Origin of the sequence: Mycobacterium sp., assembly GCF_049683935.1 — a bacterium.
Taxonomy (GTDB): Bacteria; Actinomycetota; Actinomycetes; order Mycobacteriales; family Mycobacteriaceae; genus Mycobacterium.
Genome location: NZ_JBAUJR010000210.1, coordinates 24,474 through 33,826, shown reverse-complemented (window position 1 = coordinate 33,826; position 9,353 = coordinate 24,474). Strand labels below are relative to the sequence as shown.

The window sequence follows — 9,353 nt, the reverse complement described above, 5'->3', positions numbered from 1 at the left end:
AACCTGGTCACCGGCTGGGCCGGCGGCAGCCCGGGCTTCAGCAGTTCCGACCGGCCGATGTACGGCGCGGTCGAGAACCCTGCGCCGCTGCCCGCCAACACCCGGATGAGTTTCCGCACCGTCAGCTGCGGTACCGACGGCGTGGTCACGTCCTGCATCAACACCGTCGACCAGTCCGGTTTTGTCCTCAGCCCGGGTGGCAGCTTCACTTTCTGAAACACTGCTCGGCTCTGCGGCGACATCTAGGCTGTGATGGTGCTGAGCAGAATTCCCGTGCGCTTACTCGCCGGCGCCGCCTGTGTGGCTGCGGCCGGTGTTCTCAACGGGTCGGGCCTGGCCGCGGCTCAGCCGCCGCCACCCCCACCGCCACCGCCGGCTCCCGACATCAACGCGTTCGCGCCGGCGAACCCGCAGGACTTCGCGGTCTACGACGGGTCGGCCTACGTCTTCGGCTCGGCCGGACTGACCTGCATGTTGCAGCGCAATGGCGGTTACGGCTGCAACGGCCCGATCCCTGGAGGGCCTGAGGGCGCGAACCTGGTCGGCGGCAGCTCGGGCGGGGTGCCGACCTTCGGCTCGGCACCCAACCCGATGTACGGGGGGCCGGTCAATCCGCTCCCTCCGAACACCCGCCTGAGCTTCGGGACCGTCAGCTGCGGCGGTGACGGCACGATGACGGCCTGCGTCGACAGCAAGAATCAGGCCGGCTTTGTGATCAGCCCCGCAGGCTCATTCATCGTCAACGCACTCAACCCGCTGCTCGCCCGGCCCGAGGGCACCAACCCGTACTTCAACTGAGAACTCAGAAGCCCGACCCGTGCACTTCGTGGCCGGGCTTCTCGGCGGCCAGTCCGCGGTAGGCGTCCTCGACCGTCGCGCCGTGGTTGACGACGCCGTCCACCTCCCGAGCGATCGGCATCGGGATGTCGTGCTTTTCGGCGAACTCCATGATCACGCTGGCCGCCTTGACGCCCTCGGCCACCTGGTTCATCGCGGCGATGATCTCGTCGATCGGCTTGCCCGCGCCGAGTTGCTCACCGACGTGGCGGTTGCGACTGCGCTGCGACGTGCACGTCACGATCAGATCGCCCATCCCGGCCAGGCCGGCGAACGTGTCCCGGTGGCCGCCCACCGCCACCCCCAGCTTCGACATCTCGGCGACCGCGCGGGCCATCACCATCGCCCGGGTGTTCTCGCCGATACCCAGCGAGTACCCCATGCCGACGGCAATCGCGTAGACGTTCTTCAACGCGCCCGCCATCTCCACGCCCACGACGTCATCGGTGGTGTAAGTCCGAAAGCGCTTGGTGCGGAACAGTTTTCCTAGGTTGGCGGCCAGATGCTGGTCGGGCATCGCCAGCACTGCGGCGGCGGCGTAGCCCTCGGCGACCTCGCGGGCGATGTTGGGACCGGCGAGGATGCCGGCGGGGTGACCGGGCAGCACTTCGTCGACGATCTGGCTCATCCGGTAGTTGGTGCCCTGCTCGAGGCCTTTGACCAGTGACACCACCGGCACCCACGGCCGCAGCTCCTGGGCGAGGTGTTCGAGTACGCCGCGGAACCCGTGCGACGGAACGCCCATCACGATCACGTCGGCGCATTCGGCGGCTTCGGTGAAGTCGGTGGTGGCGCGCAAGGTGTGGGTCAGCTCGACCTCATTGCCGAGGTATTTCGAGTTGCGGTGCCGGTCGTTGATGTCCTCGGCCGTCTCCTCCGAACGCACCCACTGCAGCGTCGGTCCGCGGCGGGCGCAGATCGAGGCGACGGTGGTGCCCCAGGATCCGCCCCCGAGGACGACGACTTTGGGTTCACGCTGCGCTGGTGCCATAGCGATCACATTAGGTCGACGGCCTCAGCTCGAGGGCGGATTTGGCGAGCACGCCCGCGGAGCCGTCGGTCTGACATCACCGAACAGTGCGTGGATCCGCGATACCCCATGGGCATAATTGGTGGCGACTTTGCTGAGGGGGTCGCGTTGTCGGTCACGGTCTCGATGGTGGAGGCTTCGAATCCGCAGGGCCTCACGGCGGCCGCGGGCGCGCTGGGCGCGAAGATCGTCGAACTCGACGCCGTCATCATCACTGAGCGCGAGGCGTTGGATCGGCTGCGTGCCGCGTGGCAGGGCGCGGGCAGCGACGCCGCGATCGCCAAGGCCGAGCAGAACCTGACCGCTCAGTTGCAGCTGCGGGCCCGGCTGGAGACGATGCAGAACGCACTGAGCACCGGCGGCGCACGGTTGGGTGCGACGCGCGACGGCGTGATGGGTCTTGCCGACATGTTGCGTGCCGCCGGGTGGACGGTCACCGATGACGGCCGTGCCACCGCCCCGCCTTTCCCGCCGCTGCTAGGGCATTTCGAGCCCGGCTTCACCGCGGTCCTCCAGCGGTTGTTGCAGTTGTTCGGTGAGATCGACGCGACGACGGCCGGCGCCGTCAGGACCGCGATCGGTGGGTCCGCACCGGCGACCCCGCCGGGAACGCCGCTACCGCCGATGCCGCCTGCGGGTGCCTCCGCCGACGAGGTCAACCAGTGGTGGAACAGCCTGAGCGACGCTGACAGGCGGCGCCTGCAGGACACCGCACCGCGTGGGCTCGGGAACCTCGACGGGCTGCCGGTGGACGTCCGCGACCAGCTGAACCGCACGGTGATGGACCGCGACATCGCCCGGGTGGACAACGCCGCGACCGCCAACGGTGTCCCGGCCGACGAGGTGGTCGCCAACCCGGAACGCTTCGGGCTCAACCGCGCCGACGTCATGGCGTATCAGAACGGTCTGAAGGCGCGGCAGGGGCTCAAACACCAGTCCGAGGGTGACAACCCGGCGCGGCCCCGGCCGGTGTACCTGTTCGGCTACGACCCGCTGGCCTACGACGGGCAGGGCACCGCGGCGATCGCGATCGGCAATCCGGACGCCGCCGACAACATCGGTGTCATCGTGCCGGGCACCGGCAGCAGCCTGGGGTCCGATTGGCTCAACCATGGCCGCAACGACGGCATCAACCTGCTCGACCAGATGAGCAAGGCCGACCCCACCAAGCAGAACGCGGTCATCATGTGGATGGGTTACGACGCCCCGGACAGTTTCGCCGACATCCGCATCGCCAATCCGGAACTGGCGCGGGCCGGCGGTGACCTGTTGGCGGGCGACGTCAACAGCCTGCACGTCACGCACACCGGGATGGGGGATCCCAACATCACGGTCCTGGGGCATTCTTACGGTTCGACGACAGTGGCCGACGCGTTCGCCGGCAGCGGCATGCAGGCCACCAATGCGGTTCTGTTGGGTTGTCCGGGAACTGATTTGGCGCAGACCGCCGCCGATTTCAACCTGCAGGGCGGCCAGGTGTACGTCGGCAACGCGTCGACCGACCCGGTGGGCTGGATCGGCTCCAGCGACTTCGCGGCAGATGTTCTCAACGGCCCGCTGGCCGACCCGCTCGGTGTGTCGGCCGGCCTCGGCAACGACGCAGCCGCGGAATCCTTTGGCGGCGTTCGCTTTCACGCTGAGGTACCGGGAACCGACTACCCTGACTTCAACGATCATTCCTACTACTACACGATGGGCAGCGAGTCGCTCTACAGCATGGCCGCGATCTCATCGGGCCACGGGGATGCATTGGGGGAGTTGGGCATGTTGGCCGGGGAGCGGACCGCACCGACCGTCAGCACGCCGGACCGAATCCCCACACCCTTCGGTGACATCCCGCTACCGCACACCGACATTCCGCTCGGGCCTGCGATCATCGACCCGGAAGCCGGGCGGGACAACGGCTCGGTCACCTCGGATCACAAGTTCGACGGAAAGCCCCTGTGAACCATGATCTTTCGAATGCTGTCCCTGCTGCTGATCACGCTCGCCCTTGGAGGTTGTGGCATGTCTGATTCCGGTTCCTCGGACGGCACTACGTTCGACCAGTCGGAGAACGCCCTGTCCGATGACCAGGCCAGAGCCCAGGTCGTCCATCCTGCGGTGCAGTTGGTGCGGGCGGTGACGCTCGAGGACGTCACCGGCGGCTTCTCGTTCGGGTCGTGCAATGACCAGGGGGAACCTCCGTTTCAGGGTCGCGTCGAGGTGGCGTTCAAGCTGCCCGCCGACCCGGGGCCGGTGTACACCCGGATCCGCGATGCGCTCGTCGCGCAGGGCTGGACGAGCGGAATGCCGGACGGGCAGGTGGTGCACGGCGCCTCGCTGAACCGCGACGGTGTGACGGCGACGGTGGGTCCGCGCGCGGCCGACCCCGGGTACGGCGCGCTGCAGCTCTACGGCGAGTGCCGCAACATCGGCGACCACGGTTCCGAGGGCGCGGTCGACATCACGCCGGCGTTGAGACTGCGCTGACGGCGGAAAAGTGTGAGTGAACGCCGCCCTGACCGCAGTCTCGAAACCGCCGAGGCTCAGCGGTAGTTGACGAACTGCAGCGCGACCTCGAGGTCCGCGCCGCGCAACAGCGCCTGAACGGCCTGAAGGTCGTCGCGCTTCTTGGAGCTGACGCGGATCTCCTCGCCCTGGATCTGCGCCTTGACGCCCTTGGGTCCCTCGTCGCGGATGAGCTTGGTGATCTTCTTGGCGTTCTCGCTGTCGATGCCCTGCTTGATGCTGCCGATGACCTTGTAGGTCTTGCCCGACGGCTGCGGGTCACCGGCGTCGAACGCCTTCATCGAGATGTCGCGTCGGATCAACTTCTCTTTGAAGACGTCGACGGCTGCCTTGACGCGTTCCTCGGTCGAGGAGACGAGGATGATGCCCTCTTCGCCCTGCCACTCGATGGTGGTCTCGGTGCCGCGGAAGTCGAAGCGGGTGGCCAGCTCCTTGGCCGCCTGGTTGAGCGCGTTGTCGACTTCCTGGCGATCTGCCTTGCTGACGACGTCGAACGATGAATCCGCCATTGGACTCGTCCCTCCCTCGTTGGTGGTGTGAGTGCTTGGGTCCCATTTTGGCCGCAGGGCGCGACGCCGCACACACCGCCCCCCACCCGCCGGTTTGTGTCGGGGGCGGGTGCTCGTTGTATCCTGCTGAGCGCGCTCTCCAGCGTGTTTGTAGCACCCAGGCAGGTTGCCCGAGCGGCCAATGGGAGCGGACTGTAAATCCGTCGGCTTACGCCTACACAGGTTCGAATCCTGTACCTGCCACGCTGCTCAGGCCCGGTTTTCACCGGGCCTGAGTGCGTTCCCGGGCAGGGACGAAGTTCACAGCCGCCACAGCGATTCCTGCGCCACGCTGGCCACCAGGGTCCCGTCCTCGTCGACGATGGATCCCCGGGCCAGGCCGCGCGCGTCGTTGTGGCTGATGGCCTGGGCGTCGTAGAGATGCCACCGCTGCGGGTCGAAGGGGCGATGCAACCACAGCGCGTGGTCCAGGCTGGCCGCCCCGCCGCGGGGCATCTGCTCCCCGGGTGGCCGGGCAGTCGCCACCAGGCCCACGTCGGAGATGAAGGTCAGCGCACAGGCCCGCAGCAGGGGGTCGTCCTCGATGGTGTGCCGGCTGCGGAACCACATCGGCTGGATCGGCCAGTCGTCCATGCCGGCGCCGGCGGTGCGGATCTCGAAGTGGTCGGCCCATCGCTCGGGTAGCGGGTTCGCCAGCGTGGTGTCGGGCAGCGCGACGCTCGGCGCTTCGGAGCGCTGCCAGTCGGTGGTCGTTTCGGATCGGTGGAACGAGGCCAGCATTTCGAAGATGGGCTCGCCGTCCTGGCTGGCGGTGATCCGACGGGTGTTGAACGACTTGCCGTCGCGGGTGAGTTCGACGACGTATTCCACGTCGACACCGACCCGGCCACCCTTGATGAAGTACGCGTGCAGCGACTGCGGTAGCCGTCCGGGTTCGAGGGTCGAACCGGCCGCGGCCAGCGCCTGGGCGGCGATCAGTCCGCCGAAGAGCCGGCCGCCGGCGCCGAAAGATGCTGTGCTGCGGAAACTCTCGCCACTGCCGTCGAGCTGTACCAGTTCGGCGATCCAGCTCGGCATGGTCCTCCATCGACGGTCAGCGCGGTTGACACATGTTAAGGGTCCGCTGTCGGAGGTCATCACCGCGGGGCTGACCCGATCCCGCGGCAGCCGGCCGCCGCGGGGTCGCGGCGGCCGGCATCGACGAACCCGATCAGGCCGGCTTGCGGAACCGCTGAATTCCCCAAGCCAGGTGACCGCGGTCGGCGGCATCTACCCAATTGCGCAGCCCGACAACCATTTTGTCGAGGTAGTCCGCCGATGAGCGCTGCTCGAGCTCGGCGCGTCGGGACTCCAGTTCTTCGCGCACCCGGTCGTAATGGGTGCGCAGGTTGTCGACCAGGTCGATCTGGTCGAGGACTTCGAAGCCGAGGGCCTGCGCGGCCTCCCGGTAGAACCGCATCGAACCGAGATCCCGCAGGTTCAGCCGGTCGTAGACGGGCTGCAGCACCCCGTCGGGCACGTCGTCGGCCTGCATGGGGTCGGTGAAGACCAGCTCGCCGCCCGGCTTGAGCAGCCGGAAGGCCTCCTCGATCACCTTGCGCCGGTCCGGCGCGTGCAGGAACGCGTCCTGTGACCACACGACGTCGACGCTGCCGCTCGGAATCGGCACGTCGTCGAAGCTGCCGTGGATCACCCGGACCTGCCGGTCCAGTCCGGCGCGGCGGTTCTTGGCCCGGTTGGCGTCGTTCTGCGTCTCCGAGATGTTGACGCAGGTGACGGCGCAGCCGTGTGCGGCGGCCAGTCGGCGCGCCGACCCGCCGTACCCGGCGCCCAGATCGACAACCACGCTGGTGGGGTCGAGGCTCGACAGCGTGCCCGCCATCCGGTCGACGGTCTCGACACCGGCCGCGCCGATGTCGCGGGTCTCTTCGTAACAGCCGACGTGGATGTCCTCGCCGCCCCAGATCAGCGAGTAGAAATTGTCCGCGTCGTCGCTGTCGTAGTAAGCCTCCGCTTCCTCGGTGACCGCGCCGGCGGCGTCGTACTCCACTGACTTCTCGGCGACGTGGACGAAGAAGTCGGGCTCGTTCTCCTGGTAGGTCTCCTGGAAGTCGCCATAGGTGCGCACCCGCTCGAAGCCGGCCTCCCGAATCAACCGCCGTACGTAGTTCTTTCGCAGCGGGAACATGTTCAGCGTGTACTCGGCCCCGTCGGGGAACGTGTACTTGAAACGTGCGAGGCCGTCGTCGACATGCTCGGGTTCGGCCGAGACCTGGTCACCGCAGTAGTAGTACTTGTGTTTCGACGTGAAGCCGTGGTCGAGCATCTCGTCGTAGTTGCGTTGGTCCAGAATCAGGATTCCGTCGTGGCGCAGCGCGGCATAGAACTCGGCGAGCGCGCGGCGCCGGTCCTGCTCGTCGTGGAGGTGGGTGAAGGAGTTCCCCAGGCAGATGATGGCGTCGTACTTGCCCTGGATGTTCCTGTTCAGTTGGCGCCAGTCGGCCTGGACGCTCTTGAGGATCAGCCCTCGCTTCTTGCCGTTCTCGAAGGCCTTGGCCAGCATCGCGGCGGAACCGTCGGCGCTGGTCACGTCGAATCCGGCGCCTGTCAGCCGCACGGAGTGGAAACCGGTTCCGGTGGCGACGTCCAGGACGCTGTTCTTGTCCCGGGCTCGCAGCACGTCGATGAAGAATCGGCCCTCGGACTGGGCCCGCGCGTCCCAGTCGATGAGTTCGTCCCATTTTTCGACGAAGCTCATGACGTATTCGCCCCGATAGAGATCTGTGGTGCGGTCGGCCAGCGGATCCTGACCGTAGTCCTGCTCGTGCATCCGTAGTTCGGCATTGTCCCGGGTGCTCGTGGAAGTCATGCGTCCTTTCTTTGCGTTGCGTGTCGCACGCATCCGAAGACGCCGATGCGTGCGCTGTTCCGTCGTTCTGAGGACTGCGCACGCCGGGCGAAGGCGTTGCCGCGCCGTTCCCCGCAGAGCGGGGGACAGGCCAACCGCCACACCCACACCGCGAGTCCAGCATATTTCACTTCGTCGTTCTCGCGACCGCTAGGCCCACGGTGACCGCCCGTCGTCACCGCGAATTTCTGCCATCGCCGCGAAAGTCATCGAACCCGAGGGCAATTCGGGTACAACCGGTGACACAGCTCGAATGCGACCCGATGGGAACCCATCATGAAGATCGCGATCAGCGGCGCGGGTGTCGCGGGGGCGGCGCTCGCCCACTGGCTACACCGCACCGGCCACACGCCGACGCTCATCGAGCAGGCTCCCGAATTCCGCACCGGCGGCTACATGATCGATTTCTGGGGGGTGGGCTTTCGGGCGGCCGAGCGCATGGGGATAGAGCAGGCGATCCGCAACGCCGGCTATGACGTCGGGTCGATCCGCTCGGTGGGCGCCGACGGAAAGATCAAGGCTGAACTGGGTGTCGACGTCTTCCGGCAGATGATCGGTGACCAGTTCACCAGCCTGCCCCGTGGCGATCTGGCCGCCGCGATCTACGCCACCATCGACGGCAAGGTCGATACCGTCTTCGGTGACAGCATCACTGCCCTCGACGACCGGCCCGACGGTGTGAGCGTCACCTTCGAGCATGCGCCGCCCCAAGAGTTCGACCTCGTCGTCGGCGCAGACGGGCTGCACTCCAACGTCCGGCGACTGGTGTTCGGCCCCGACGAGGAGTTCGAGCACTACCTGGGCTGCAAGGTGGCTGCCTGCGTGACAGATGGATACCGGGCGCGCGAGGAGTTGGTGTACGTCACTTACAACACGCCGGGTCGCCAGGTCGCGCGATTTGCGCTGCGCGGCGGTCGGACCATGTTTCTCTTCGTGTGGCGTGCTGATCGGGGTGACCCCGGTCTGTCACCAAAAGAGCAGTTGCGTCGGGAGTTCGGTGACGCCGGATGGGAGTGCCCGCAGATCCTGGACGCTGTTCACGACGTCGACGACCTGTACTTCGACGTCGTCAGCCAGATCAGAATGGACTGCTGGTCGCGCGGTCGGGTGTTGTTGATCGGAGACGCGGCCGGCTGCATCTCACTGCTCGGCGGGGAAGGCACCGGGCTGGCGATGACGGAGGCGTACGTACTGGCCGGGGAACTGCAGCGGGCCGGAGGCGATCACCGAACGGCGTTCCCGCGCTACGAGAACATGCTGCGCCCGTTCATCGGTGACAAACAGTCCGGTGCCGAACAGATGCTGGGTTTCTTCACGGCCAGAACGCGCTTCGGCCTGTGGTTCCGCAACGTCGCGATGCGTTCGATGAACTTCGGGCCGCTGGCCACCCTGCTCGGACGCAGCATCAGCGACGACATCGATCTGCCGGATTACGGTCTCTAGACCGCGCGGCTCGGAGGGCCCGCCGTCGGAGGTCGTCACCGCGGGGTCGACCCGACCCCGCTGCGGCGGGCTGGGGCCGATCAGGCTCGAATCCTGAACCTGACCCCATCAAGCA

Annotated in this window: 8 protein-coding genes, 1 tRNA gene and 1 pseudogene; 6 read left to right on the top strand and 4 right to left on the bottom strand. The window is 67.0% G+C overall.

Features of this window, described 5'->3' with window-relative positions; translation table 11 throughout:
- Positions 1 to 216: pseudogene (locus tag WA965_RS11800) on the top strand (hypothetical protein); the annotation flags it as partial.
- A 36-nt stretch (positions 217 to 252) separates the two neighbouring features.
- A complete protein-coding gene (locus WA965_RS11795; protein ID WP_526300840.1) occupies positions 253 to 798 on the top strand; it encodes a hypothetical protein in 546 nt (181 codons plus the stop codon).
- A 4-nt stretch (positions 799 to 802) separates the two neighbouring features.
- Here the strand turns inward: WA965_RS11795 and WA965_RS11790 are convergent, their stop codons facing one another.
- Positions 803 to 1,828: an NAD(P)H-dependent glycerol-3-phosphate dehydrogenase gene (locus tag WA965_RS11790; RefSeq protein WP_526300842.1), complete on the bottom strand. Its 1,026-nt coding sequence runs from the start codon at positions 1,826 to 1,828 to the stop codon at positions 803 to 805.
- A 108-nt stretch (positions 1,829 to 1,936) separates the two neighbouring features.
- On the opposite strand from WA965_RS11790, the gene WA965_RS11785 reads away from it, so the two are divergent.
- The gene (locus WA965_RS11785; protein ID WP_526447559.1) at positions 1,937 to 3,814 is read left to right on the top strand and encodes an alpha/beta hydrolase; all 1,878 of its coding nucleotides are present in this window, start codon (positions 1,937 to 1,939) and stop codon (positions 3,812 to 3,814) included.
- A 60-nt stretch (positions 3,815 to 3,874) separates the two neighbouring features.
- Entirely contained in the window at positions 3,875 to 4,339 is a 465-nt protein-coding gene (locus tag WA965_RS11780; protein ID WP_526300844.1) for a lipoprotein LppJ family protein, read from the top strand.
- A gap of 56 nt (positions 4,340 to 4,395) precedes the next feature.
- Here WA965_RS11780 and WA965_RS11775 read toward each other — a convergent pair whose 3' ends face one another.
- Entirely contained in the window at positions 4,396 to 4,887 is a 492-nt protein-coding gene (locus WA965_RS11775; protein WP_526300846.1) for a YajQ family cyclic di-GMP-binding protein, read from the bottom strand.
- A 160-nt stretch (positions 4,888 to 5,047) separates the two neighbouring features.
- On the opposite strand from WA965_RS11775, the gene WA965_RS11770 reads away from it, so the two are divergent.
- Positions 5,048 to 5,130 (top strand) — tRNA-Tyr (locus WA965_RS11770).
- 57 nt (positions 5,131 to 5,187) lie between these two features.
- Here WA965_RS11770 and WA965_RS11765 read toward each other — a convergent pair.
- Complete coding sequence (locus WA965_RS11765; RefSeq protein WP_526447557.1) at positions 5,188 to 5,964, bottom strand: acyl-CoA thioesterase; 777 nt, start codon at positions 5,962 to 5,964, stop codon at positions 5,188 to 5,190.
- A gap of 133 nt (positions 5,965 to 6,097) precedes the next feature.
- Positions 6,098 to 7,756 (bottom strand): glycine/sarcosine N-methyltransferase, encoded by a 1,659-nt coding sequence (locus tag WA965_RS11760; RefSeq protein ID WP_526300850.1) that lies wholly within the window; start codon positions 7,754 to 7,756, stop codon positions 6,098 to 6,100.
- Positions 7,757 to 8,071: 315 nt separating this feature from the next.
- Between WA965_RS11760 and WA965_RS11755 the strand changes: the two genes are divergently transcribed.
- Entirely contained in the window at positions 8,072 to 9,238 is a 1,167-nt protein-coding gene (locus WA965_RS11755) for an FAD-binding domain (RefSeq protein WP_526300852.1), read from the top strand.
- The last annotated feature ends 115 nt before the right edge of the window (positions 9,239 to 9,353 follow it).